Raw genomic sequence first — 24141 nt, 5'->3', positions numbered from 1 at the left:
AAGGCCCCTGGACGGGTCAGCCGGTCGGGATGATCGTGATGGACGGGGGCAGCGTCCGGCGCGTGCTGCTCGGCCCGTCGGACGGCTCGCCGCCCCCGGTGCCGACCGGGATCGACGGCGCCGGGGACTCCCCGCCACCGCCACCACCGTCCCCGCCGGAGCCGGCGAGGAACACCACGACCAGCACGATCGCGGTGATCGCGACCACGCCGACCAGCACCGGCGCGATCCACCGCGTGCCGGACCTCTCCGCGCCGAAGGCCGTGCTGCCCGCGGGCGCGGGCGGGCGCAGCCGCACCGGGTCGGCCTGCGAGGGCGCTTGGCGGTTCGGCGGGAACTGCTGCGGCCGGGGCTGCTGCTGGCTCGGGTGCGGCTGGTGGTGCACCTGCTGGACGGGGGCGGTCATCGGCTGCTGCTGCTGCTGCGGGCGCGGCGGCACGTTGGTCAGGGCGCCGCGGGCGGCGGCGACCAGCTCGCGGCAGGTGGCGTAGCGCTGCTGCGGGCTCTTGGCCATGCCGCGCCGGATGACCTCCTCGATCGCGGGCGGGAGCTGCTGCACGTGCTCGAGCAGCGACGGGGGCTCGCGGTTGAGGTGGCCCTGGATGACCTCGGGCACCTGCCCCTGGAACGGCGGGCGCCCGGCCAGGCAGGCGAACAGCACGCAGGCCAGCGAGTACTGGTCGGTGCGGCCGTCGACCGGCTCACCGCGCAGGTGCTCGGGCGCGGCGTAGGTCGGCGACCCGAGGAAGTCACCGCCGCGCGTGCGGTGCCCGGTCGCGCCGCGCCGGGTGAGGCCGAAGTCGGCGAGGTAGATGTGCTCGGTGGCGGACTCCCGGGTGGTCACCAGCACGTTCGCCGGCTTGACGTCGAGGTGCACCAGCCCGCGCTCGTGCAGGTTGTCCAGCGCCTCGGCCACCTGGCTGAGCAGGCCCAACGCGCGCTGCGGCGTCATCGGGCCTTCCTTGATCAGGCTGGCCATGTCCGACCCGTCGACCAGCCGCATCGCGATGTAGAGCAGCCCGTCGACCTCACCGAAGTCGTAGAGGGGCACCACGTTCGCGTGGTCGATCGCCGAGGTGTTGCGCGCCTCGTCCACGAAGCGCTCGCGGAACTCGGGGTCCTCGGTCAGGTGCTCGGCGATGACCTTGAGGGCGACGCGGCGGCCGAGCCTGATGTCGGTGGCCCGGTACATCACGCTCATGCCGCCCTTACCCAGCACCCCGTCGATGCGGTAATGGCCAAGGCGACGCCCGGTGAGGTCCTCCGACACGCTCGGCAGCCTAACGCCCGTGGCCGTGCTCCCGCGTTCGGTCGGGTGAAACGCACGGGTCGGACCCCGATCCAGCGCCCCGGCTAGCGGGCCAGCAACGCGGCCAGGGCCCGCGGCGTGCGGGTCTGGGTCAGCACAGTCCCAGGACCGGCGAAGTCCAACAGCAGCCCCTCCCCCGTCCGCACCGACTGGCTGCCGGACTGGGCCATCGCCCGGAGCCGGGCCTGGGCCCCGTCGCTGTAGGCGAGGAGATGGGCGGGGTCGACGGTGATGAACTCGCCCACACCCAGCGTCGTCTGGTCCAGCGCCCCGCAGCAGGCCAGGACCAGCGTGCCCGAGCCGGAGACGTGCTCGAGGAAACCGTGCTCGGCCCCGAACAGGGTGTGGAACCCCTGCCACTGGGAGTCGGCGCGCAGGGTGGCGGTGACGGCCAGCCAGCTCCCCCGGGAGACGCACCAGCCCGCGGAGCCGTCCATCTCGATGGTGTGGACGTCGCCGGGGAAGGCGGGGGCCAGGTCGACCCAGCCACCCTCGGGGCCCGCGGTGAACAGGGCGGGCTTGGAGCGCGCCCGGCCGCCGCGGCTGCGTTGTTCGACGTGGACGCCGTAGCTGGTGGCGAGCATGGCGGTCGACTCCGCCTGGACCGCCTCGCCCGGGGCCAGGACGAGCCTGGCGACACCGAAGGCGGGCGTGTGCCGGGTCCGGACCTGCACGGCTCGCTCCCCCATTCTCGATCGACCGGACCGCAGTGTGGCACGACGCGGGCGGGCAGGATGGGGGTCGTGGCGAAAAGGACCTTCACCCCGAGCGGGTACCGGGCCGAGGTGGCGGGGCTGCTGGCCCCGCTGCCGGTGACCGACGTGCCGCTGGCCGGGGCGCGCGGGCTGGTGCTGGCCGAGGACGTGGTCGCGGGCGTGTCGCTGCCGCCCTTCGACAACTCCGCGATGGACGGGTACGCGGTGCGCGCCGAGGACACCGCGGCGGCCCCGGTGACCCTGCCGGTGACCGACGACATCCCCGCCGGGCGGACCGCCGTGCGCCCGCTGGAGCCGGGGACGGCGCAGCGGATCATGACCGGCGCCCCGCTGCCCGACGGCGCCGACGCCGTGGTGCAGGTGGAGTTGACCGACGGCGGCACCGAGGCCGTCCGGGTCGAGCAGGCCGTGCCCGTGGGCAAGCACCTGCGGCGGGTGGGCGAGGACGTGGTGGCGGGCACGGTCGTGCTCGCCGCCGGGACGGTCCTGGGGCCGCCGCAACTCGGTCTCGCCGCCGCGGTGGGCGCGGCGACCCTGCCGGTGCGCAGGCGGCCCAGGGTGCTGGTGCTGTCCACCGGGTCCGAGCTGGTGGAGCCGGGCACGCCGCTGGAGTTCGGGCAGATCTACGAGTCCAACAGCGTCCTGATCGCCGCCGCCGTCGAGGAGGTCGGCGGGGAGGCCGCGGTGCTGCGCTCCGTGCCGGACGACGTCGACGCCTTCCGGGCGGCGGTGGCGGGGCGGGCCGGGTGGGCGGACGTGCTGGTGACCTCGGGCGGGGTCAGCGCGGGGGCCTACGAGGTGGTCAAGGACGCCCTGACCGGGCACGGCGTCGAGTTCGTGCGGGTGGCCATGCAGCCGGGCGGGCCGCAGGGCTGCGGGGTGTTCGACGGCCTGCCCGTGGTGGCGTTCCCGGGCAACCCGGTCAGCGCCGCCCTGTCCTTCGAGCTGTTCCTGCGCCCGGCCCTGCTCGCCGCGATGGGCCGCACCCGCCTCGACCGCCCCCGCGCCAGGGCCCGCACCACCGTCGCGCTGACCTCCCCGCCGGGCAAGGTCCAGTACCGCCGCGCGCGCCACGACTCCGGCCGCGTCGCCGTCGTCCCCGTCGGCGGCCCCGGCTCCCACCTGCTGGCCGCCTTCGCCGCCGCCAACTGCCTCATCGAGGTCCCCGCCGACACCACGGCCATCGCCGAGGGCGACGAGGTGGACGTGGTGCTGCTCGATTGAGCGCCTCGTAGGCTGTCGCCATGGGTTTCTTCGCGTGGGTCCTGTTCGGCGCGATCGTCGGCTGGGCGGCGAACCTGGTCGTCGGCGGCCGCGACCGCAGACCCCAGGGCTGCCTGGTCAGCGTCCTGGTCGGCGTGGTCGGCGCCGCCCTGGGCGGCTTCGTGTACCGCCTGCTGACCGGTGAGTCGATGACCTTCGAGTTCGACTTCCCCAGCCTCGGCGTCGCCGCCCTGGGGTCGGTCCTGCTCCTGCTGCTCCTGCGCCTGGTCCGCGGCGTCCCCAACCCGCGTGGCCGCCGGTGAGCAAATCACCGACCGTGACGCGCAGTCCGCACTCTGTTGCCCAGCGATAAACAGACGCGTACACTTCGGCCTGCTCCACGACGGGGCATCCGATGGGCGCCTGCGCCGTCGGGGGGCGCAGGCGTTCGATCGGGTGCCCCGTTTTTCTCGTCCAACCGCGGGCGCTGTTCCCGCAGCGGGCTCACCCGTCTTCTTTGGGGTTCTTCTTCTCGGTCTTCTTCGCCTGGCCCGGCGGGACGCGGCCGCTGTTGCCCGCTTCGCCGGGGCCCTGCTGGGCAGTCGGCACGGTGGCGGCGTCCGCGACGGGAGCAGGCGCCTGCTCCGGCTCCTGTGTCCGCACGATCTCAGCGACGGCTGACCGCTGCGGCGGGATCGCCGGTACGAGTTGCCCGGGCGTCGAGGTGGGCGTGGCGACGGGCGGCGTCGTCGGACCGGGGGCGGACGGCGCGGTGAGGGCGAAGACGGCCCCAGCGGCGGCGAGCACGGCCACGCCCGCGGCCAGCGCGGGCTTGGCGAAGCGGCGGTGCGCGATGAGCGGGGCGATGGCCGTCGACGCGGGCGCCAGGGTCTGAGCGCAGGTGGCGGCGCTGGGCCGGCGGCGTGGGGTCAGCGAGGTCATCAGCGACAGCAGGCGGACCAGGTCCGCGGGCAGGTCCGCGGGGATCAGCGGCGCACGGTGCAGGCGGGCGACGGCGGCCTCGACCTCGGCTCCCCGGTACTCGCGCTGCCCGGTCAGGCACTCCAGCAGGACCAGGCCCAGGGCGTAGACGTCGGCGGCGGGGCCCACCTCGGCGCCGCGGACCTGCTCCGGGGACAGGTAGGCGGCGGTGCCGACCATGCGGTCGCTGCGGGTGAGGCGGGTGGCCTCCGCGAGCAGGGCCAGGCCGAAGTCGACCAGGTGGGGCTCACCCGACTCGTCGAGCAGGATGTTGGACGGCTTGACGTCGCGGTGGACGATGCCGCGCGAGTGGACGTGGGCCAGGACGTCGGCGAGCACCGCGCCCAGGCGGCGGACCTCCCCCGGGAGCAGCGGTCCGTCGTGGAGCCGGTCGGTCAGGGTGCGGCCCTGCACGAGCCGCAGCACGACGTAGGCCGTGCCGTCGTCGACGCCCGCGTCGTGCACCGCCACCAGGTTCGGGTGCGACACGCTGGTCAGCGCCTCGACCTCGGTCGCGAACCGGCGCGGGTCGCTGACCTCGGTGTCGCCGGAGAACAGCTTGACCGCCACCTGGCGGTCGGTGCGCAGGTCGAGCGCGCTGTGCACCTCGGCCGTCGCCCCGGAGCCGAGCGGGACCAGCAACCGGTACCGGCCCGCGACAACCAACTCGTCCACCATTCCACCGCCTCCTCCGCGACCCCGCCAAGGCCCGACAACCGTACCCGCGCGCGGCGGCCGGCGGGTGATGAGCGGCGGGCTGGTCGGATCGCGCCTCCGCCGGCTGTGCGGCGGCCGTGAGCGCAGAGGTACCGTGGGTGAAAATCCGGTCTAGCCGCGAGGAATCACCCAGCCGATGAGCGCCGCCCCGCAGTCAACCCTCAAACACCTGGTCGAGTTGTCCAAGAGCGTCATCCCCCCGGTGCACCCGGGCGGGCGGCCGTTCATCCTCGCCGGGCTCGGCACGACGCTGGTGCTGCGGAAGTTCTCGCGCAAGCTCGGAGTGGGCGGCGGGGTGCTCACGGCCTGGCTGGCCTGGTTCTTCCGGGAGCCGACCCGGGTGACCCCGCAGCGGCCCGGCATCGCCGTCGCGCCCGCGGACGCGACCGTGTCCCACGTGATCGAGGCGGTGCCGCCCGCCGAGCTCGGCTTGCCAGCCGAGCCGATGGTGCGGATCAGCGCGTTCCTGTCGGTCTTCGACGTCCACGTGCAGCGGGTCCCGGCGCCGGGGCAGGTCGTGAAGACCGTGCACAAGCAAGGGCAGTTCCTCTCCGCCGACCTCGACGCGGCCAGTGAGGTCAACGAGCGCAACAGCGTGCACCTGCGCACGAAGGACGGCCACGACCTCGCCGTGGTGCAGATCGCCGGGCTCGTGGCGCGGCGGATCTTCTGCTACGTGCGCGACGGCGAGGCGGTCGAGGCGGGCAAGACCTACGGCCTGATCCGGTTCGGCTCGCGCGTCGACCTCTACGTCCCGCGCGGCAGCCGGGTGCTGGTCGAGCCGGGTCAGCGCACCATCGGCGGGGAGACCGTCCTGGCCGAGCTGCCGGGGGCCTGAGTGGCCGCCTCCCCCGGCGTCCGGCTGCTGCCCAACGCCATCACCGTCCTGGCCATGTGCGCCGGGCTCTCGGCGGTGCAGTTCACGCTCAAGGGCCAGCTCGCCGCCGCCATCGCCGCCATCGCGGTGGCCGCGGTGCTCGACAGCCTCGACGGGCGCATCGCCCGGATGCTGGACGCGACGTCCAAGATGGGCGCCGAGCTGGACTCGCTCGCCGACGCGATCTCCTTCGGCGTGGCCCCGGCGCTGGTGATCTACACCTGGCGGTTCGACGGCGACCGGGTCGGCTGGGTCGTCTCGCTGATCTTCGCCGTGTGCATCATCCTGCGGCTGGCCAGGTTCAACACCCTGCTCGACGACACCGAGCAACCGGTGTACACCAAGGAGTTCTTCGTCGGCGTCCCCGCGCCCGCGGGCGGGCTGCTGGCCCTGCTGCCGATGATCCTCACCATCGAGTACGGCGACAACGGCTACTGGTGGCAGTCCGAGCCGGTGGTGATGGTGTGGACGATCGCCATCGCCTTGCTGCTGATCAGCCGCATCCCGACGCTGTCGGTCAAGACGGTGAAGGTGCCCGCGCGCGCCGTCGCGCCGCTGCTGGTCGGCGTGGCGCTGCTGGCCGCGGTGGTGATCACCTACCCGATGATCGCGCTGGCCGTGGTGCTCGTCGCCTACCTCGCGCACATCCCGTACGCGGTGCGGCGCAACGCGTGGCTGGCCAACCACCCGGAGGCGTGGGACGTGCCGTCCAAGGAGCGCAGGGCGATCCGCCGGGCCAGCCGCTACCGCAGGCTGGGGCTGCGCCCGCCGCTGCGCCGGGTCGCGGGGGCCGCCCGCCGGGCGGTGCGCCGCCCGATGCGCGGCTCGGACGACCCGCTGCCGATGATGCTGCCGCCGCAATCGCGGCCCCGCCCCCGGCGCGGGCCGGGTCTGCGCCGCCAGTCGCGGCCGGGGAACACCACCGAGGACTGACGATCGTGGAAGACTTGGCGGTGTGGCTCCCCAGATCACGCTCACCGTCCGGTTGACCCCGTCCGCGCTGGACACCCGCCGTGGTGTCGTGCGCCTGCACCCGGAGGTGTTCGACGCCCTGGACCTGCGCCAGTGGGACGCGGTGCAGTTGACCGGGGCCAGGGTGAGCGCCGCGCTGGCCGCTGTCGGCGACCCCGGCCTGGCGCCCGGTGTGGTGCTCGTCGACGACGTGACCATGTCCAACACCGGCATCACCGAGGGCTCCGAACTCGTCGTCGCCCCGGTCGAGGTCGCCAGGGCCAGGACGGTGACGCTGGCCGGGTCGCGGCTGGCGTCGACGTCGCTGGTCCCGGAGACGATCCGGCTGGCGCTGGTCGGCAAGGTCCTCACCACCGGCGACGCGGTGTCGCTGCTGCCGCAGGACCTGTCGCCGGGGACCGACGCGGGCGAGGTGCGCGGCAAGCTCTCCCGGGCCATCGGGTCGACGTGGACGAACGAGCTGGTGACGGTCACGGCCGTGGAACCCGCGGGCGTGGTCACCGTGCACTCGTCCACTGTGGTGGGCTGGCGCGACGGCGCGCGGACCGGGGAGCGCTCGGCCGTCCCGGTCGGCGGCGCGCCGGTGACCGTGTCCGAGCCCGCGCCGGTGGACTACCAGCCCGCGCCGGTCGAGGCCCCGGAGCCGCTGCCGGTGGCGGACCTGGTCGGCTCACAGGAGCAGGCGCGCACGCTGGGCGAGTGGTTCGAGCTGGCGTTCACCCGGCCCGAGCTGCTCGAACGCCTCGGCGCCTCGCCCCGGCTCGGCGTGCTGGTGACCGGTCCGGAGGGGATCGGCAAGGCCAGCCTGGTGCGGGCGGTGGCCAAGGCCAGCGACGCCGCCGTGGTGGAGGTGGTCGCGCCGACGATCGCCGTGCTGGAGGCCAACGCCGCCGCGGCCCGGCTGCGCGCGGCCGTCGGCGAGCTCAAGCAGCACTCGGACGCGGGCCGCGCCGCCGTCCTGCTGGTCGACGACCTCGACGCCCTGCTGCCCGCGACCTCCCCGCCGCCGCTGGCCACCGTGGTCCTGGACATCCTGCGCTCAGCGGTCTCATTGCCCAAGACAGCGCTGGTGGCGACCTCGGCGCACCCGGAGGCGGTGGACCCCAGGGCGCGCGGCGTCGAGCTGATCGACCGCGAGCTGGCCATCGCCCTGCCGGACGCCAAGGTCCGCGCCGAGCTGCTGCGGGTCCTGCTGCGCGACCTGCCGGTGGAGTCCGCTGTGGACTACGCGGCGCTGTCCGAGCGCACCCCCGGCTTCGTCGCCGCCGACCTGGTCGCGCTGCGCCGCGAGGCTGCCATCCGCGCCGCCCTGCGCGACCGCGCCGAGCCGCAGATCAGCACCGACGACCTCACCGGCGCGCTGCAGACGGTCCGCCCGTCGTCGCTGTCGTCGTCGCTGCGCACCGGCGGCATGACCCTGGACGACGTCGGCGACATGGTGGAGACCAAGCAGGCGCTGACCGAGACCATCCTGTGGCCCCTGCGCTACCCCGACTCCTTCGCCCGCTTGGGCGTGGCGCCCCCGCGCGGCGTGCTGCTCTACGGCCCGCCCGGTGGCGGCAAGACCTTCCTGCTGCGCGCCCTGGCCGGGACGGGCCAGCTCAACGTGCTGTCGGTCAAGGGCGCGGAGCTGATGGACAAGTGGGTGGGCGAGTCCGAGCGCGCCGTCCGCGACCTGTTCCGGCGGGCTGCCGAGGCCGCCCCGGCGCTGATCTTCCTGGACGAGATCGATGCCCTGGCGCCGCGCCGGGGGCAGTCGTCGGACTCGGGCGTGTCCGATCGGATCGTGGCCGCGCTGCTGACCGAGCTGGACGGGGTGGAGCCGCTGCGCGATGTCGTGGTGGTGGGGGCCACCAACCGGCCGGAGCTGGTGGACCCGGCGCTGTTGCGGCCCGGGCGGTTGGAGCGGTTGATCTACGTGCCGCCGCCGGACGCGGATGCTCGTGCGGCGATCTTGGCTGCTACGGCCAAGAACACGCCGTTGGCGGAGGACGTGGACCTGGTCGCGTTCGGGTCGGAGTTGGAGGGGTACTCGGCGGCCGATTGCGCGGCGGTGATCCGGGAGGCGGCGTTGACGGCGATGCGGGAGTCGTTGGAGGCGACTGTGGTGAGTCGGGAGCATCTGGAGGCGGCGAAGGGGGCTGTGCGGCCGTCGTTGGACCCGGCTCAGTTGGCCGCGTTGGAGGCTTACGCCAATCGGTAGCCGCTCGTCGGAGTCAGCCAACCGGTCACTGGCGGCCCACCTGCGGCGTGGGTCGCCGGTGGCAGCTCGAAACGTGGATAAGGAGCACGGTCTACCGTGAACGGCGTTCGCGGAATGGGCCGCCCGCCCGCGTTTGAACAGCAGGTGCGCCAACAACACCCGCTGCTTGAACGCCTCGCCCCGGCCGAGCGCAGGACCACCTCAACCGCAGCGACAGAATCCCAACTCCGTGACCACGAGTCCACAGGCCGCGCATCGACGACCAGTCTCGCGTCGGAGATGCCCTGGTATCCGAATCCCCGCAGGGCCAGTCGGGCTTGGTCGACAGTGGCGCGAGGCCGCGCTCGGAGCCAGGTTCGAAGCCATTCCTCCCGGGGAACGTCCTTGCGCCGAGGTTCCCGTAGGGGGGAGGGGAGTCCTCTGGATAACCTGTCGCCGAGCTTGTTCTCCGCACCAAAGAACTGAGGAGACCGAGCGTGGGCGCGGAGGCACGCTGCCGCTGCCCTCGATCGAGCCGAGGTAGGCGGTGGTGTGGCATTCGACGGAGGCGATGCTGACCCACCCAGCACGCAACTGGTCAACCACGCCCGCACAAACCCCGGGCGCCCAAGCCCATGTCACCGAGTAGCCAAAGCCGATCTCAGCTCCGGCCGCAGGGCTACTTGCCGGACTTGGTGTACTCCTCGGTGACGATCAGGATGATCCCGGGGCTGGAGTGCGCGATGCCGTCGAAGCGGGGTTCGGCGCGGATGCCCATGTCCTTGGCCAACTGGTTGGCGGCGGCTTCCTGGCCGGTGCCCGGCTGGTAGTAGACCGTGGTGGTGGGGATGTTGCCGCCGTTGTAGTTGCCGGTTTCGTCGACTCGCCAGCCCCTGGACATGATGTCCTGGGCCGCGCGCTCGGCCAGGCCCTTGACGAAGCTGTTGTTGTAGATGCGGACCGGCTGGTCGCGGGCTTCGGGTGGGGCGGCGGGCGGCTGGGTCTGGGCGGGGGGCGGCTCGGCCGGGGGCTGGGCCTGGGTGGGGGTCGACGTCGGGGGGGACGTCAGGGGGGGTGTCGGGGTCGTGGTGTCCGGAGTGGTCACGGGGGGTGGGGCCTCGATCGACGAGGAGAGGGAGGGGGCGGGGGAGCTGGTCAGGTCGCCGCTGGTGGGGGTGGCGGGGGCGACCTGGGAGGACTGTGGGGCGGGCTCGGCGCTGGTGTCGCCGGTGCCGCCGACCAGGGTCACCACGCCGATCACCGCCGTCACGGCGGCCACGCCCATGAGGGCCAGGCCGATCAGGCGGGCGGGGCGCGTGGCGCCGGACGGGTCTGTGGTCATCGCGGGTCCATCCCCAACCTGCGCGCCGACCGAGCGCGCTGCCTGCTCTCCCGCAGCCTGCGCAGGCGACGCACCAGCATCGGCTCGGCCTCGAGCGCCTCGTTCTTCTCGATCAGTTCGTTGAGCACCTGGTAGTACCTGGTGCTGGACAGGCCGAAGCGCTCGCGGATCGCCTGTTCCTTGGAACCAGGCGACTTCCACCACTGCAGCTCGAACGCCAGGACAGCTCGTTCGCGGTCGCTGAGCCCGGACTGGGCAGCGCCCTCGTCGGGCAGCTCGGCGGCGTCCATCACGCTCCTCGGCATGCTGTCGTTCTGCGGCGCCATTACACCACGTCACGGCAAGTTGAGATCGTCACCGCGTCGGCGCGTCCGCGTCGTGTTCCCGATAATCTGCGGGCATGACAGTGCGGCCCATCGTCATCGCGGGGGACCCGGTCCTCACGACCCCGACGACCCCCATCACCGCCTTCGACGACGACCTGCGCGCCCTGGTCGACGACATGGTCGAGACCATGGCCGCCTCGCACGGCGTCGGCCTCGCCGCCAACCAGATCGGCGTCCCGCTGCGCGTGTTCGTCTACGACTGCCCCGACGACGAGGGCGTCCGGCACCGGGGGGTCGTGGTCAACCCGGTGCTGACCACCAGCGCGCTGCCCGAGGGCATGCCCGACCCGGACGACGACTTCGAGGGCTGCCTGTCGGTCCCCGGCGAGACCTACCCGACGGGCCGGGCGAGCTGGGCCAAGGTCAGCGGGCAGGACGTCACGGGCGCGGCGGTCGAGGTCGAGGGGACGGGGTTCTTCGCGCGCTGCCTGCAGCACGAGACCGACCACCTCGACGGGCACCTGTACCTGAGCAGGCTGGTGGGGCGGCACGCCCGGTCGGCGAAGAAGATGCTGAAGTCCAATGGCTGGAACGTGCCGGGCAACTCGTGGAACCCGGCTGTCGAGGAAGACCCGTTCGGCTGAGTCAGCCGCGCCAGGGCAGGGCGGGCAGCGCCGCCATCTCCTCGACGCTGGCGGCTTCGGACAGCTCGTCTTCGCGGCCCGCCATCAGGTGGAGTCTGACGCGCCTGGACTCCTCCCTGGTCGGGGCACGGCCCACCAGCAGGAACGGCAGCAGCAGGCGCCAGAAGCCGACGACGCCGGGGCGGCGGTGCTCGGCGGAGCGCAGGCCCGCGACGGTGAGCCGGAGGGCGTGCTCGTCGGGGCGCATGGCCTGCGGCGGGGCGGTGTGGTCCCAGGCCCAGCGGGCCTGGTCGGCGCTGGCGCAGGACAGGCAGTCGAGCGCGCCGGAGCCCAGCTCCGCCCGGCAGTAGGGGCAGGAGGTGCGGCGCATCGCCCAGTCGTCGCAGGTCCAGGGGTGGGCGCCGGGGTCGTCGGCGAGGACCATCGCGGCGAGGTCGCGTTCCTCGGCGGTGCCCTCGGCCACACCGTTGCCGGACAGCAGCGCGGCCCAGTCGGCCAGCCAGTAGGCGTCCACGGTCTCCGCGCACGCCGCGCAGTCCGGGTAGCCGCGGCCGAGCAGCGTCCCGCAGGTGGGGCACGGTGCCGCCTGGTCGGGACGGGCCAGGAGTCTGGCGCCGGGTGGGTACGGCTGGGCCATGCGTCGAACCCTAATGGCTGAACGCGCGCGCTGACGATGATCTTGGCGAACCCGCCGGGGTTGACCCCGTGGCTATGGTCGGGATGACAACCGAATACCGAGAACCGCGGGAGCTCGCGCCATGGCGGGCTGAGAGGGCGGCTGGTGTCCATTCCACGGACCCGGCGCCGCCGACCGATGAACCTGACCGGGTAATGCCGGCGTAGGGAGGAATCTTGACCTCGCTCGACGACCGTTCCGTGCGCCCAGCCGTGACCACCGGCCCGATCTCCGGGTCGGCGAAGGTCTACCGCGACGCGGGCGACGGGCTGCGCGTGCCACAGCGGCGCGTGTCGCTGACCAACGGTGAGCACCTCGACCTGTACGACACCTCCGGCCCGTACACCGACGACACCGCCACCATCGACCTCCACAGTGGACTCCCACGGCTGCGCGCGGACTGGGGGCTGCCGCCCGTCGACGGCGCCGTCACCCAGTTGGCGCACGCCAAGAACGGGACCATCACCAAGGAGATGCGCTTCGTCGCCGCCCGCGAGGGCGTCGACCCCGAGTTCGTGCGGGCGGAGGTGGCGCTGGGCCGGGCGGTGATCCCGGTCAACCGGCGGCACCCGGAGTGCGAGCCGTCGATCATCGGCAAGAAGTTCCTGGTCAAGATCAACGCCAACATCGGCAACTCCGCGGTGTCGTCGTCGATCGAGGACGAGGTGGAGAAGATGGTGTGGGCGACCCGCTGGGGCGCCGACACCGTGATGGACCTGTCCACCGGCAAGCGCATCCACGAGACCCGCGAGTGGATCATCCGCAACTCACCCGTGCCCATCGGCACCGTGCCGATCTACCAGGCGCTGGAGAAGGTGAACGGCGACCCGGCCGAGCTGAGCTGGGAGGTCTACCGCGACACGGTGGTCGAGCAGTGCGAGCAGGGCGTGGACTACATGACCGTGCACGCGGGCGTGCTGCTGCGGTACGTGCCGCTGACCGCGCGCCGGGTCACCGGGATCGTCAGCCGCGGCGGGTCGATCATGGCCGCGTGGTGCCTGGCGCACCACCGGGAGAGCTTCCTCTACACCCACTTCGAGGAGCTCTGCGACATCCTGCGCGCCTACGACGTCACGTTCTCCCTCGGCGACGGGCTGCGGCCGGGGTCGATCGCCGACGCCAACGACGAGGCGCAGTTCGCCGAGCTGCGGACCCTCGGCGAGCTGACGCACATCGCCCGGGCCAAGGACGTGCAGGTGATGATCGAGGGCCCCGGCCACGTGCCGATGCACAAGATCGCCGAGAACGTGCGGCTGGAGGAGGAGTGGTGCGGCGAGGCGCCGTTCTACACCCTTGGTCCACTCGCGACGGACGTGGCGCCCGGCTACGACCACATCACCTCGGCCATCGGCGCGGCGCAGATCGGCTGGCTGGGCACGGCGATGCTCTGCTACGTCACCCCCAAGGAGCACCTGGGCCTGCCCAACCGCGACGACGTGAAGACCGGCGTGATCACCTACAAGATCGCCGCGCACTCGGCCGACCTGGCCAAGGGGCACCCCAAGGCGCAGGAGCGCGACGACGCGCTGTCGCGGGCGCGGTTCGAGTTCCGCTGGACCGACCAGTTCAACCTGGCGCTCGACCCGGACACCGCGCGCGCGTTCCACGACGAGACGCTGCCAGCGGAGCCCGCCAAGACGGCGCACTTCTGCTCCATGTGCGGGCCCAAGTTCTGCTCGATGAAGATCACCCAGGACGTCCGGCGCTACGCCGAGGAGCACGGCTTGTCCTCTGTGGAGGCCATTGAGGCAGGCATGGCGGAGAAGTCCGGCGAGTTCTCCGACCAGGGCGGGAAGGTCTACCTGCCGGTGGTCCAGTAGTGCGGGCCGCCGCCGGGGGCGACCCCGGCGGCGGTCGCCCGGGGAGGATGATGACACCCATGAACACCGCGCCACCGACGACGCTGACGATCGCCGGGTCGGACTCCGGAGGCTCTGCGGGGTTGCAGGCCGACCTGCGCACCTTCTTCGCCTGCGGGGTGCACGGCATGACCGCCGTGACGGCCGTCACCGTGCAGAACTCCCTCGGCGTGACCGGCGTGCACACCATCCCGCCGGAGGTCGTCGCCGCGCAGATCGAGTCCGTGGCCAACGACATCGGCGTCGCCGCCGCGAAGACCGGCATGCTCGCCACCGCCGAGATCATCGAGGCCATCGCCGGGGCCTGCGACCGGGTCGGCATCGGCCGCGCGGGCAAGACCCCGTTCGTCGTCGACCCCGTCGCCGCCTCCATGCACGGCGACCCCCTGCTGCACGACACGGCGCTGGACCACTACCGCGCCGAACTGTTCCCCCGCGCCACCCTCATCACCCCCAACCTCGACGAGATCCGCCTGCTCACCGGCTTCGAGGTCAGCACCCGCGCCCAGCAGCGCGACGCCGCCAAGATGCTGTTCGAGTACGGCCCGGAGTGGGTCCTGGTCAAGGGCGGCCACCTCTGGGACGACCCGGAGTGCCTCGACCTGCTCTACGACGGCAGCGAGTTCACGGAGTTCATCGGCCCGCGCTTCGACACGAAGCACACCCACGGCAGCGGCGACACGCTGGCGTCGTCGATCACGGCGTCGCTGGCGAAGGGCGCGGACATGGTGTCGGCCGTGCGCGCGGGCAAGCACTTCATCGTGGAGTCCGTGCGCGCCGCGTACCCGCTGGGCGCCGGTGTCGGACCGGTGACCCCGTTGTGGCGCCTGCCGCAGGACTAGCCCTCGGCGCTGTCGACCAGCAGGGCCTCCAAGACCGGGATCGACTTGATCAGCAGTCCCGGTCGGCCTCGGGGAATCTGCCAAGCACCCGCTCAGCGCCCGCATCGGCCATGCGCGGGCAAGCACTCCACCGTGGAGTCCGCTTGCCCGCTGGGCGCCGGTGTCGGACCGATGCCCCCCAGCAGGACTAGCCCTCGGCGCTGTCGACCAGCAGGGCCTCCAGGACCGGGATCGAGTTGATCAGCAGGTCCCGGTCGGCCTCGGGGAGCTTGTCCAGGCGCCTGCTCAGCTCCTGCATGCGGGTGCTGCGCACGCTGGAGACGATGCGCTCGCCCTCCTCGGTGGCGGTCACCAGCCACGCGCGGCGGTCGGCCGGGTCGGGTTCGCGGCGGACGAAGCCGGACTCGACCAGGCCCGCGACGATGCGGGACATGGTCGGGGCGGCCACCCCCTCGCGGGTGGCGAGGTCGCCGAGGCGCAGCGTGCCGCTGTAGGTCAGGGTCGACAGGGCCGAGATGGAGCCGTGTCCCATGCCGGTGCTGCCGGACCGGCGCAGGGAGCGGGACAGCCGCCCGATCGCCAGGTACAGCCGCGCGGGCACATCGCCCTCAGACGCAGTCGCCATACCCCATTGTTGCAGGACTCGGACATACCTCCTGCGGGGTGCTCACCTCGGCGGGCTGCTGGCCTGGGCCCAGAACCGCTGGGGGATGCGCCCCGCCTGCCCGGCCAGCCGTCCGGCGGTGACCGCGTGGCGCATGGCGGTGGCCATCCTCTCCGGGTCGGTGGCCCGGGTGACGGCGGTCGCGAGCAGCACCGCGTCGCACCCCAGTTCCATCGCCCGGGCGGCGTCCGAGGCCGTCCCGATGCCCGCGTCGAGGATGACCGGCACGGTGGCACGGGCGGTGATGAGCTCGATGTTGTGCGGGTTGTTGATGCCCAGCCCGGTCCCGATCGGCGAGCCCAGCGGCATGACGGCGGCGCACCCGGCCTGCTCCAACCGCTGGGCGAGCACCGGGTCGTCGTTGGTGTAGGGCAGGACGACGAACCCCTCGTCGACGAGCTGGGTCGCCGCGGCGAGCAGTTCCAGCGGGTCGGGCAGGAGGGTGCGGTCGTCGGCGACCACTTCGAGCTTGACCCACGGGGTGCCGAGCGCCTCGCGCGCCAGGTGGGCGGTGAGGACGGCCTCGGCGGCGGTGCGGCAGCCCGCGGTGTTGGGCAACGGGTCGATGCCCAGCCTGCGCAGCAGGTCCAGCACCCCGGTGCCCCCGGCCGCGTCGACCCGCCGCAGGGAGACGGTGGTCAACTCGGTGCCGGAGGCGACGAGGGCGCGTTCGAGCACCGAGAGGTTGGCCGCGCCCCCGGTCCCGGTGATCAACCGCGAGGAGTACTCCCGATCGCCGATGCGCAACGGATCGTCCACGTCAACCTCCCTGGACAGCGGTGAGGACCTCCAACCGCGCCCAGGCGGGCACGACCGTCGTCGCGTGCTCGACGCGCGGGACGACCTGCCCGTTGAGCGCGACGGCGGTGCCGGAGGTGGGCAGGTTCAGGTGCTGGAGCACCACGGTGACGGTGGCGCCGTCGGGCACCTGGCGCTCGGCGCCGTTGACCTCAATCGTCATCGGGCTCCCTCGAATCGGTCCGGGGACGCCGCGGTCGCGTGTCCGGTGCCCGGCATGGGCCGGCCGGTGAGCGACGCGGCGGTGGCGGAGGTCGGCAGGCTCGGCTGGCCAAGGCCGACGGCCGCGGTGACACGGCCAGGTACGTGCCTGCCTGCTCCGTACAGCGAGCAGGCGGTGGCGGGGGTGAACAGGTCGGGATGGCCGAGCACCACAGCGACCGCAGCGCCGTCGGGCACCTGGCGCTCGGCGCCGTTGACCTCAATCGTCATCGGGCTCCCTCGAATCGGTCCGGGGACGCCGCGGCCGCGTGTTCGTCCAGTGTTCTGCCGCGCAGGATGGCGACGATGGTGGCGGCGGTGAGGGGGGCCAGCAGGACGCCGTTGCGGTGGTGGGCGGTGGCGGCGAGGACGCCGGGGGCGAGCCTGCCCAGGAGGGGGAGGTTGTCGCGGCTGCCCGCGCGAACGCTTGCCACCGCTTCGACCAGGGCGTATTCGCGGATGCCCGGGAGGACGCGTTCGGCGTCGTCGAGCAGGTCTCGGATGCCGCCCGCGGTGACGTCGGTGTCGTGGCCGACCTCGGACTGGGTGGCGCCCACGTGCAGGCGGCCGTCGGTGTGGGGGACCAGGTAGACCGGGCGGGACTCGACGCGGGCGCGCAGGGTGCGGGTGGGGGGCGGCAGCGCTCCGGGGCGGGCGCGCAGGGTCAGGATCTCGCCCTTGACCGGGTGCACCAGGCCGTCCAGGGCCGGGTGCAGCCCCGCGCTCCACGCACCGGCCGCGATGACCGCCTCCCGGCACTCCACGGTGGAGCCATCGGCGAGGGTCACGCCCCCGTCCCCGACCGACTCCGCCCGCTGGGTGACGAACTCCACCCCGGCCAGCTCGGCCGACTCGCGCAGGGAGCGCAGCAGCAGGTGGCTGTCGACGGACAGGTCCCCGGGGACGAGCAGGCCACCGCGAACGGCCCCCACCCCGGGTTCCAGCTCCCGCACCTCGCGACCGCTGAGCTTGCGGACCTCGCGGCCGAGCGAGGCCAGGAAGTCGGCGAGGCGGGACTGGTCCGCGGCGTCGGCGGCGTCCAGGGCGAGTGCGATGGTGCCCTCGGTGCGCAGGTCGGGCGGGGTGTGCAGGTCCTCGGCGAAGCCCGGCCAGCGGCGCAGCGACTCCGCGCCGAGGGCGAGCACGTGCTCCTCCCCCGGCCACGACTCGGTGACCGGCGCCAGCATCCCGGCCGCCACCCACGACGCGCCGCCGCTGACCGGGTCCGGGTCGACCACGGTGACCGGCATGCCCTCGACCGCCGCCTGCCAGGCGACGGCCAACCCGACCACGCCGCCACCGACGACGGCGATCCGCTGCTCGTCCATCACATCCACGCTCCCTGCGCCGGCATGACCCGGATCAGGTTCGACGGTCGGAGCTCAGCTCCCTCTCAGCCCGTGACCCGGGCTCCCGTGCGACCAGCCCCCACCGTACTACCTTCAAGCCCATGCCCGGACTTGACGGCGACCAGATCCGCCGACGCCTCGCCGACGCCCGCCTCTACCTGTGCACCGACGCCCGAGGCGGGCAGGGGGACCTCGCCGACTTCGTCGACGCGGCGCTGGCGGGCGGGGTCGACGTGGTGCAGCTACGGGACAAGCGCGGCGGCGCGCCGCTGGAGGCGGGGCCGGAGCTGCGGGCGCTGGCGGTGATCGCCGAGCTGTGCGCGGCGCACGGCGCCCTGCTCGCGGTGAACGACCGGGCGGACGTCGCCCTGGCCGCTGGCGCCGACGTGCTGCACCTCGGCCAGGACGACCTGCCGGTCGCCGCCGCCCGGCGCGTGCTGGGCGAGGACGTGGCCATCGGCCGGTCGACCCACGACCTCACCCAGGCCATCGCCGCGAGCACCGAGCCGGGCGTCGACTACTTCTGCACCGGGCCCTGCTGGCCGACGCCGACCAAGCCCGGCCGGGCCGCGCCGGGGCTCGAACTGGTCAGCGCGACCGCCGAGACCGCGCCGACCCGGCCCTGGTTCGCCATCGGCGGCATCGACGCCGACCGCCTGCCCGAGGTCACCGCCGCGGGCGCGAGCCGGGTGGTGGTGGTCCGCGCGATCACCGAGTCGGACGATCCGCGGGCCGCCGCGGCCGAACTCGCGGCGGCGCTGCGCGGCTGATCACGGCGCGGGGCTGGTCGGTGCGGCGGACGACGGCGACGGCGCGCTGGGCCTGGTGGTCGTGGTGCTCGGCGGGGCTGTCGTGGTCGAGTCCTCGGTCGGCTCCGCGGGCTCGGTGACCGTGGTGGTCTCCGTCGTGGTGCGCTCGGCGGTCTCGGGGGCGCTGCCGGTCTCGGGGGTCTGCTCCTGCGGGACCACGACCGTGGTCGTGACCGGGTTCTTGCGGCCGACCAGTCCGCCCACGGTGGTGTTGGAGCCGCCCGCCAGCGACTCGCCGCGCAGGAACTCCAAGCCGGTGACCACGCCCATGCCGAGCGCGAAGACCAGGACGCCGCCCGCCACCAGCGCCAGGGCCTTGGGCCTGCGCTTCGACGGCGGCTGCGTCTGGGGCTCCGCGTCGGACTCGGGCCCGTCTTCCCCGGCGTCGACGGTCGTGGTGACGGTCTCGGTGACGACCGTCCCCCGACCGGTCACCCTGGCCGTCACGGTCTGCACACCCGCCCTGGTCCGCTCCAGCGACTTGAGGTAGACCGCGCCCCCGACGGTGCTGATCACACTGGCGATGGCGGCGCCGACCACCGTTCCGGCTACTCCGAGTGTCGATCCGAGCACGGCGGCCGTCGCCGCCGCCAAGGCCGCCGCGGCGACCTGCGCCGGGCGGATGCCCTCTTTTTTCTCCTTCTGGTCGCTCATACTCCCGTTCCCCACGCTGTACTTCGCACTGCTCCGCTTGTCGGCACTCCCCATGCACGACGTCCGAGCGCCCGCTTTTGTTCACCGAACGTGACGAGCATGACACCGTTGATCCACAGTAGACATTGCGGGGTGCGGCAGTATGGAGTTGTGGAACTGGTCTCCGTCGAAGCCGTTGAAGCCGCCGCCGCCCGGATCGCCGGGGTGGCGGTGCGCACGCCGCTGCTGCCCTGCCCGTGGGCGGACCCCGACCGTCCACTGTGGCTCAAGCCGGAGAGCCTGCAGCCGATCGGCGCGTTCAAGATCCGCGGCGCGTACAACGCCGTCGCGAACCTGACCGACGAGCGGCGGGCCAGGGGCGTGGTGGCCTACTCCAGCGGCAACCACGCGCAGGCGGTGGCCTACGCGGCGAGGATGTTCGGGATCAGGGCCTGGATCGTCGTCCCGGTCGACACGCCCAAGGTCAAGGTCGAGGCGACCAGGGCGCACGGCGCCGAGGTGGTCCTCTCCGCCGTCGGCGAGCGCGAGTCGACCGCGGCCGAGATCGCCGAGCGGACCGGCGCCGCGCTCATCCCGCCGTTCGACCACCCGGACGTCATCGCGGGCCAGGGCACGATCGGCCTGGAGATCGCCGCCGACCTGCACGCCGACGTGGTGCTGGTCCCGGTCAGCGGCGGCGGGCTGATCTCCGGCGTCGCCACCGCGATCAAGGCCAAGTCCCCGGGCACCCAGGTCTGGGCGGTGGAGCCGGAGCTGGCGGCCGACACCGCCGCCAGCCTCGCCGCGGGCAGGCTGACCGAGTGGCCGGTGGCCGAGCGCAACCGGACCATCGCCGACGGCCTGCGCAGCCAGCCCTCCGCGCTGACCTTCGCCCATGAGCAAGCCCTGGTCGACGGCATCGTCACCGTCACCGAGCAGCAGATCCGCGACACCGTCGGCGTGCTCGCCCGCCGCGCCCGCCTGGTCGTCGAACCCAGCGGCGCGGTCGCCACCGCCGCCTACCTGCACCGCGCGGCGGAGCTGCCGGGCGGCACGACGGTGGCGGTCGTCAGCGGCGGCAACATGGACCCCGGTCTCACCCGGGAGCTGATCGGCTGACCGGCTCCCCCGCCAGCACGTTGCCCCGCACCCCGAGGGCGACCACGCCGCCCGCGACCGCCAGCACGGCGCAGATCACCAACCCGGTGCGCCACCCGGCGGTCATCGCCACCGGGTCCAGGTAGGCCGTGCCGGTCAGCCCGGCCGCGGCGGGCAGCACGGCGATGGCCAGCAGGTTCCCCGTCCGGGCGATGGCGTTGTTGACCCCCGAGGCCACGCCCGCGTACCGGTCGGGGGCGGCGGCGAGGACGGTGGCGGTCACCGGGGCGACCACGGCGGCCAGGCCGAGGCCGAAGACCACCAGCGCGGGCAGCACCGACCCGAGGTAGGTCGAGCCGGGGCCCACGCGGGTCAGCAGCAGCATCCCGGCGGCGATCAGCAGCGGGCCGACCACCAGGAACCAGCGGGGGCCCAGCCGCGCCGCCGCCCGGCCGCTGCGGGCGGACAGGGCGAGCATGATCACCGTGATCGGCAGGCCCGCCAGGCCCGCGGCGGTCGGCCCGTAGCCCAGCGAGGTCTGCAGTTGCAGCACCATCAGCACCAGCACGCTGCCCAGCGCGGCGTAGACGACCAGGGTCAGCAGGTTGGCGACGACGAACGTGCGGTCGGCGAACAGCACCGGGGGCACCAGCGGGCGCCTGGCGCGCCGCTGCCGGACGACGAACGCCGCCAGTGCCGCGGCGCCCGCCGCCGCCGCGCCGACGACCAGCCAATCCGGGCCGCGCGCGGGGGCCTCGACCAGCGCCCCGGTGACCCCGGCCAGCCCGACCGCGCCCAGCACCGAGCTGAGCACGTCCGGGTGCCCGACCGCCGACTCGTCGCGGCTCTCGGGCACGTGGCGCAGCGCCAGCCACAGGCAGACGACGACCACCGGGATGTTGACCAGGAACACCAGCCGCCACGACCAGAGCTGCACCAGCAGCCCGCCGACCAGCGGACCAGCGGCCGCGGCGATGCCGCCCAGCCCCGACCACGCGCCGATGGCCCGCGCCCGGTCCGCGCGCTGGAACGACGACTGCAGGATCGCCAGCGACCCCGGGGTCAGCAGCGCCCCGCCGACCCCCTGCAGCACGCGGGCGGCCACGAGGACCTCGACCGACGGCGCGAGGCCGCACAGCACCGACGCCGCGCCGAACCAGGCCACCCCCACGACGAACACCCGGCGGCGGCCGTACCGGTCGCCCAGCGAGCCCGCGACGAGGATCAGGGCGGCCAGGGCCAGCAGGTAGCCGTCGAGCACCCACTGCAGGCCCGCCACGGAGGCGTCCAGGTCCTCGCCCAGTCGCGACAGCGCGACGTTGACGACGCTGCCGTCGAGCATGACGATGCCCGAGCCGAGGACCGTGGTGGCCAGGACCGCCCGCGCGGCCGGGGTGCCCCAGCGCAGCGGCTCAGCCGATCGGGTGGGCTCCACCGGGCGCGCTCAGGGCCGGTTCAGCGTGGCGACGAACTTGTACCGGTCGCCGCGGTAGACCGAGCGCACCCACTCGACCGGCTTCTCCTCGGTGTCGAAGGAGTGCCGCGACAGCAGCAGCATCGGCATGCCGACGTCGGCGCCGAGCAGGTCGGCCTCGTGCGGTCCGGCCAGCGCGGTCTCGATGGTCTCCTCGGCGTGCCCCATCTCGACGCCGAACTTCTCGCGCAGGACCTCGTAGAGCGAGCCGCCGCCGCTGACGTGGCGGCGCAGGCCGCGGAAGCGGCCCAGCGGCAGGTGCGTGGTCTCCGCGGCCATCGGCTCGCCGTCGGCCAGGCGCAGCCGGTGCAGGCGCAGCACCTTCGCGCCGGGGCGCACGGCCAGCAGCCGGGCCAGGTCGGCCTCGGCGGTGATCTCGGAGACCTCGAGCAGCTTCGACGACGGCTCGCGGCCCTGGGCGCGCATGTCCTCGGTGTAGGAGGAAAGCTGCAACCGCTGGGCGACCTTGGGCTCGGCGGCGAAGGTCCCCTTGCCCTGCACGCGCAGCAGGCGGCCCTCGACGGTGAGCTCGGCCAGCGCCTGGCGGACGGTGGTGCGGGAGACGTCGAACTCCGTGGCCAGCGCGCGCTCGGTGGGGATCGGCGAGCCCGGCGGCAGGGACCCGAGCAGGTCGAGCAGGTGGCGCTTGAGCCCCCAGTACTTGGGCTCGCGCTGCACCCGCGCCACCGTGTCCGACGCGTCGGTCGTGGACGTCTCGAGCATGGGTGTCCCTTCAAGAAGTGTGTCCACCTACAGGATGCCCTGCCCGGCGCCCGACGGGCGATCAAACCCCCGCGACGCGTGGCACGCTGGTAACATTGGTCTAGACCTTATTCTCCCTGCACTGGTCACCCACACGAGGAGCGGACGGATGGCGGACGAGCCGGGACGGCTGATGCGGGCCGAGATCGCCGAGCAGCCGGGGCTGCTGTCCGCCGCGGCGCGGCAGCGGACAGCGGTGGCTGAGGTGGCCGCGCGGATCTCCGCCCGCCCGCCGCGCTTCGTCCTGCTGGCCGCGCGCGGGTCCAGCGACCACGCCGCGCTGTACGCGAAGTACCTGTGCGAGGTGCTGCTCCAGCTCCCGTGCGGGTTGGTCTCCCCCTCGACGACCACCCTCTACGGCGCGCGGCCCGACCTGTCGGGCGTGCTCTGGGTCGCCGTGAGCCAGAGCGGCGGCTCCCCCGACCTGGTGGAGGCGACCCGCGCGGCGCGCGAGCAGGGCGCGCTGACCGTCGCGGTCACCAACACGCCCGCCTCCCCGCTGGCCGGGACCACGGAGCTCGCCGTCGACATCGGCGCGGGCCCGGAGCTGGCCGTCGCCGCGACCAAGACCTACAGCGCCACCCTGATGGCGCTGTACCTGCTGGTCGACGCGGTGCGCGGCGGCGACGGCGAGCACGCCGCCGCGCTGGGCGACCTCGCCGCCGAGGCGCTCGAGTCCACCGCGGCGGCCACCGGCGCGGCCGCCGAGCGCCTGCGGTTCGTCGACCGGATGATCACCACCGGCCGCGGCTACTCGTCGGCGACCGCCGCGGAGGCCGCGCTCAAGCTGGCCGAGACCAGCTACCTGTCCGCCCGCTCCCACAGCGGCGCCGACCTGCTGCACGGCCCGGTCGCCGCCATCGATGGCGAGACGGCGGCGCTGGCGATCAGCAGCGCGGGGGCGGGCGGGACGGCGCTGGGCGAGGTCCTGCCGCGGGTGCGCGCGCACGGCGCCGAGCTGATCAGCGTCGGTTCGCTGCGCCCGGCGGTGGAGTCGCTGCACATCCCGCTGCCGGGCACGGCCGAGGAGGTGGCGCCGATCCTCGAGGTGCTGCCGGTGCAGTCGCTGGCGCTGCGCCTCGCGCTGGCCAGGGGGGTCGACCCGGATCAGCCCCGCGGGCTGGACAAGGTCACGCGGACCCGCTGAGCGCGGTCGACTCGGCCTAGACTGCCCGGATGCGGAGGACGTCGTTCGCGCAGTGGCCTTGCTCGGTCGCCAGGACCATGGACCTGCTCGGCGACCAGTGGACGCTGCTCGTGCTGCGGCAGGCGTTCCTGGGCACCCGCCGGTTCGACCGCTTCCAGGCCGACCTGGGCATCGCCCGCAACACCCTGGCCGAGCGGCTGGACCGGCTGACCGAGGCGGGCGTGCTGCGGCGCGTCCAGTACCAGGAGCGCCCGACCAGGCACGAGTACGCGCTGACCGACATGGGCCGCGACTTCTTCCCCGCGCTGGCCGCGATCATGCGCTGGGGCGACCAGTGGCTCGACGGCGGCGCGGGCGCGCCCGCGGTGCTGCGCCACCGGGGTTGCGGGCAGGCGACGCACGCGGTGGTGCGCTGCGCGGGGTGCGACGAGGAGTTGCGGGTGCGGGAGGTCTCGGTCGAGCCGGGCCCCGGCGCGCTCGGCGGCGTCGGACAAGAAGGTGCCCGCTCCGTCGAGGGGGTTTAACGGAGCGGGCACGGCAGATGTTACGCCAAACGGCCC

26 protein-coding genes and 1 riboswitch are annotated in these 24141 nt (G+C 73.7%); of the genes, 12 read left to right on the top strand and 14 right to left on the bottom strand.

Annotation, left to right across the window (positions count from 1 at the left end):
* Nucleotides 1-16 precede the first annotated feature (16 nt).
* The gene (locus tag GCL84_RS22535; protein WP_156757528.1) at nt 17-1270 is read right to left on the bottom strand and encodes a serine/threonine-protein kinase; all 1254 of its coding nucleotides are present in this window, start codon (nt 1268-1270) and stop codon (nt 17-19) included.
* A gap of 83 nt (nt 1271-1353) precedes the next feature.
* On the bottom strand, nt 1354-1983 hold the full coding sequence (locus GCL84_RS22530) for an AIM24 family protein (RefSeq protein ID WP_156757527.1): 630 nt from the start codon (nt 1981-1983) through the stop codon (nt 1354-1356).
* 60 nt (nt 1984-2043) lie between these two features.
* Between GCL84_RS22530 and moeA the strand changes: the two genes are divergently transcribed.
* Together moeA and GCL84_RS22520 are read left to right on the top strand one after the other, a co-directional pair.
* Nucleotides 2044-3249, top strand: a complete 1206-nt coding sequence (gene moeA, locus GCL84_RS22525) for a molybdopterin molybdotransferase MoeA (RefSeq protein ID WP_156757526.1) — start codon at nt 2044-2046, stop codon at nt 3247-3249.
* Nucleotides 3250-3269: 20 nt separating this feature from the next.
* A complete protein-coding gene (locus GCL84_RS22520) occupies nt 3270-3551 on the top strand; it encodes a GlsB/YeaQ/YmgE family stress response membrane protein (protein WP_156757525.1) in 282 nt (93 codons plus the stop codon).
* Between the two features lie 181 nt (nt 3552-3732).
* Here the strand turns inward: GCL84_RS22520 and GCL84_RS22515 are convergent, their stop codons facing one another.
* Nucleotides 3733-4887, bottom strand: coding sequence for a serine/threonine-protein kinase (locus GCL84_RS22515; protein ID WP_156757524.1), 1155 nt, complete (start codon nt 4885-4887; stop codon nt 3733-3735).
* Between the two features lie 175 nt (nt 4888-5062).
* On the opposite strand from GCL84_RS22515, the gene GCL84_RS22510 reads away from it, so the two are divergent.
* The 3 genes from GCL84_RS22510 to GCL84_RS22500 are packed head-to-tail and all read left to right on the top strand — an operon-like array spanning nt 5063 to nt 8978.
* Nucleotides 5063-5764, top strand: coding sequence for a phosphatidylserine decarboxylase (locus GCL84_RS22510; RefSeq protein ID WP_156757523.1), 702 nt, complete (start codon nt 5063-5065; stop codon nt 5762-5764).
* 54 nt (nt 5765-5818) lie between these two features.
* Nucleotides 5819-6736, top strand: a complete 918-nt coding sequence (gene pssA / locus GCL84_RS22505) for a CDP-diacylglycerol--serine O-phosphatidyltransferase (RefSeq protein ID WP_156757651.1) — start codon at nt 5819-5821, stop codon at nt 6734-6736.
* Between the two features lie 22 nt (nt 6737-6758).
* Nucleotides 6759-8978, top strand: a complete 2220-nt coding sequence (locus tag GCL84_RS22500) for an AAA family ATPase (protein ID WP_156757522.1) — start codon at nt 6759-6761, stop codon at nt 8976-8978.
* A 658-nt stretch (nt 8979-9636) separates the two neighbouring features.
* On the opposite strand, the gene GCL84_RS30725 is transcribed toward GCL84_RS22500, so the two are convergent.
* Both GCL84_RS30725 and GCL84_RS22490 read right to left on the bottom strand, forming a co-directional pair.
* A complete protein-coding gene (locus tag GCL84_RS30725; RefSeq protein WP_156757521.1) occupies nt 9637-10299 on the bottom strand; it encodes a LytR C-terminal domain-containing protein in 663 nt (220 codons plus the stop codon).
* Complete coding sequence (locus GCL84_RS22490; protein WP_156757650.1) at nt 10296-10589, bottom strand: DUF3263 domain-containing protein; 294 nt, start codon at nt 10587-10589, stop codon at nt 10296-10298. The genes GCL84_RS30725 and GCL84_RS22490 overlap by 4 nt, the downstream gene beginning before the upstream one ends.
* Before the next feature lie 110 nt (nt 10590-10699).
* Here GCL84_RS22490 and GCL84_RS22485 point away from each other — a divergent pair, with 110 nt between their 5' ends.
* Nucleotides 10700-11269 carry a peptide deformylase gene (locus GCL84_RS22485; protein WP_156757520.1) on the top strand — a complete coding sequence of 190 codons (570 nt, stop codon included), beginning with the start codon at nt 10700-10702 and terminating at the stop codon, nt 11267-11269.
* 1 nt (nt 11270) lies between these two features.
* On the opposite strand, the gene GCL84_RS22480 is transcribed toward GCL84_RS22485, so the two are convergent.
* The gene (locus GCL84_RS22480; protein ID WP_156757519.1) at nt 11271-11906 is read right to left on the bottom strand and encodes a hypothetical protein; all 636 of its coding nucleotides are present in this window, start codon (nt 11904-11906) and stop codon (nt 11271-11273) included.
* Between the two features lie 215 nt (nt 11907-12121).
* Between GCL84_RS22480 and thiC the strand changes: the two genes are divergently transcribed.
* Together thiC and thiD are read left to right on the top strand one after the other, a co-directional pair.
* On the top strand, nt 12122-13765 hold the full coding sequence (thiC, locus tag GCL84_RS22475) for a phosphomethylpyrimidine synthase ThiC (RefSeq protein WP_156757518.1): 1644 nt from the start codon (nt 12122-12124) through the stop codon (nt 13763-13765).
* Nucleotides 13766-13824: 59 nt separating this feature from the next.
* Nucleotides 13825-14646, top strand: coding sequence for a bifunctional hydroxymethylpyrimidine kinase/phosphomethylpyrimidine kinase (gene thiD / locus GCL84_RS22470; RefSeq protein ID WP_156757517.1), 822 nt, complete (start codon nt 13825-13827; stop codon nt 14644-14646).
* 187 nt (nt 14647-14833) lie between these two features.
* On the opposite strand, the gene GCL84_RS22465 is transcribed toward thiD, so the two are convergent.
* The 5 genes from GCL84_RS22465 to thiO all read right to left on the bottom strand — a co-directional run bounded on the left by GCL84_RS22465 (nt 14834) and on the right by thiO (nt 17637).
* Nucleotides 14834-15271 carry a MarR family winged helix-turn-helix transcriptional regulator gene (locus GCL84_RS22465; RefSeq protein ID WP_156757516.1) on the bottom strand — a complete coding sequence of 146 codons (438 nt, stop codon included), beginning with the start codon at nt 15269-15271 and terminating at the stop codon, nt 14834-14836.
* A 42-nt stretch (nt 15272-15313) separates the two neighbouring features.
* On the bottom strand, nt 15314-16069 hold the full coding sequence (gene thiG / locus GCL84_RS22460) for a thiazole synthase (protein ID WP_156757515.1): 756 nt from the start codon (nt 16067-16069) through the stop codon (nt 15314-15316).
* Between the two features lies 1 nt (nt 16070).
* Nucleotides 16071-16271 carry a sulfur carrier protein ThiS gene (gene thiS, locus GCL84_RS22455; protein ID WP_156757514.1) on the bottom strand — a complete coding sequence of 67 codons (201 nt, stop codon included), beginning with the start codon at nt 16269-16271 and terminating at the stop codon, nt 16071-16073.
* Nucleotides 16268-16540: a hypothetical protein gene (locus GCL84_RS22450; protein WP_156757513.1), complete on the bottom strand. Its 273-nt coding sequence runs from the start codon at nt 16538-16540 to the stop codon at nt 16268-16270. The genes thiS and GCL84_RS22450 overlap by 4 nt, the downstream gene beginning before the upstream one ends.
* Complete coding sequence (gene thiO, locus GCL84_RS22445) at nt 16537-17637, bottom strand: glycine oxidase ThiO (RefSeq protein ID WP_156757512.1); 1101 nt, start codon at nt 17635-17637, stop codon at nt 16537-16539. The genes GCL84_RS22450 and thiO overlap by 4 nt, the downstream gene beginning before the upstream one ends.
* A riboswitch (TPP riboswitch) is annotated at nt 17632-17736 on the bottom strand. (Overlaps the previous gene by 6 nt.)
* 23 nt (nt 17737-17759) lie before the next feature.
* Between thiO and thiE the strand changes: the two genes are divergently transcribed.
* The gene (thiE, locus tag GCL84_RS22440) at nt 17760-18428 is read left to right on the top strand and encodes a thiamine phosphate synthase (RefSeq protein WP_156757511.1); all 669 of its coding nucleotides are present in this window, start codon (nt 17760-17762) and stop codon (nt 18426-18428) included.
* Here thiE and GCL84_RS22435 read toward each other — a convergent pair whose 3' ends face one another.
* On the bottom strand, nt 18429-19121 hold the full coding sequence (locus tag GCL84_RS22435) for a hypothetical protein (RefSeq protein ID WP_156757510.1): 693 nt from the start codon (nt 19119-19121) through the stop codon (nt 18429-18431).
* A 150-nt stretch (nt 19122-19271) separates the two neighbouring features.
* Here GCL84_RS22435 and GCL84_RS22430 point away from each other — a divergent pair, with 150 nt between their 5' ends.
* Nucleotides 19272-20219 carry a threonine ammonia-lyase gene (locus GCL84_RS22430; protein WP_156757509.1) on the top strand — a complete coding sequence of 316 codons (948 nt, stop codon included), beginning with the start codon at nt 19272-19274 and terminating at the stop codon, nt 20217-20219.
* Here the strand turns inward: GCL84_RS22430 and GCL84_RS22425 are convergent.
* Together GCL84_RS22425 and GCL84_RS22420 are read right to left on the bottom strand one after the other, a co-directional pair.
* Nucleotides 20197-21633 carry an MFS transporter gene (locus tag GCL84_RS22425; RefSeq protein WP_268891392.1) on the bottom strand — a complete coding sequence of 479 codons (1437 nt, stop codon included), beginning with the start codon at nt 21631-21633 and terminating at the stop codon, nt 20197-20199. The two genes, GCL84_RS22430 and GCL84_RS22425, sit on opposite strands and share 23 nt — an antisense overlap.
* 9 nt (nt 21634-21642) lie before the next feature.
* Nucleotides 21643-22395 carry a GntR family transcriptional regulator gene (locus GCL84_RS22420; RefSeq protein ID WP_156757508.1) on the bottom strand — a complete coding sequence of 251 codons (753 nt, stop codon included), beginning with the start codon at nt 22393-22395 and terminating at the stop codon, nt 21643-21645.
* A gap of 148 nt (nt 22396-22543) precedes the next feature.
* On the opposite strand from GCL84_RS22420, the gene GCL84_RS22415 reads away from it, so the two are divergent.
* Nucleotides 22544-23581: an SIS domain-containing protein gene (locus GCL84_RS22415; RefSeq protein ID WP_235926595.1), complete on the top strand. Its 1038-nt coding sequence runs from the start codon at nt 22544-22546 to the stop codon at nt 23579-23581.
* A 29-nt stretch (nt 23582-23610) separates the two neighbouring features.
* On the top strand, nt 23611-24105 hold the full coding sequence (locus GCL84_RS22410) for a winged helix-turn-helix transcriptional regulator (RefSeq protein ID WP_156757507.1): 495 nt from the start codon (nt 23611-23613) through the stop codon (nt 24103-24105).
* Nucleotides 24106-24141: the final 36 nt, after the last annotated feature.

The organism is Actinokineospora pegani (assembly GCF_009745975.1).
Classification (GTDB): domain Bacteria; phylum Actinomycetota; class Actinomycetes; order Mycobacteriales; family Pseudonocardiaceae; genus Actinokineospora; species Actinokineospora pegani.
The sequence above is the reverse complement of the archived record's forward strand: the minus strand, read 5'-3'. Positions and strand labels throughout refer to the sequence as shown.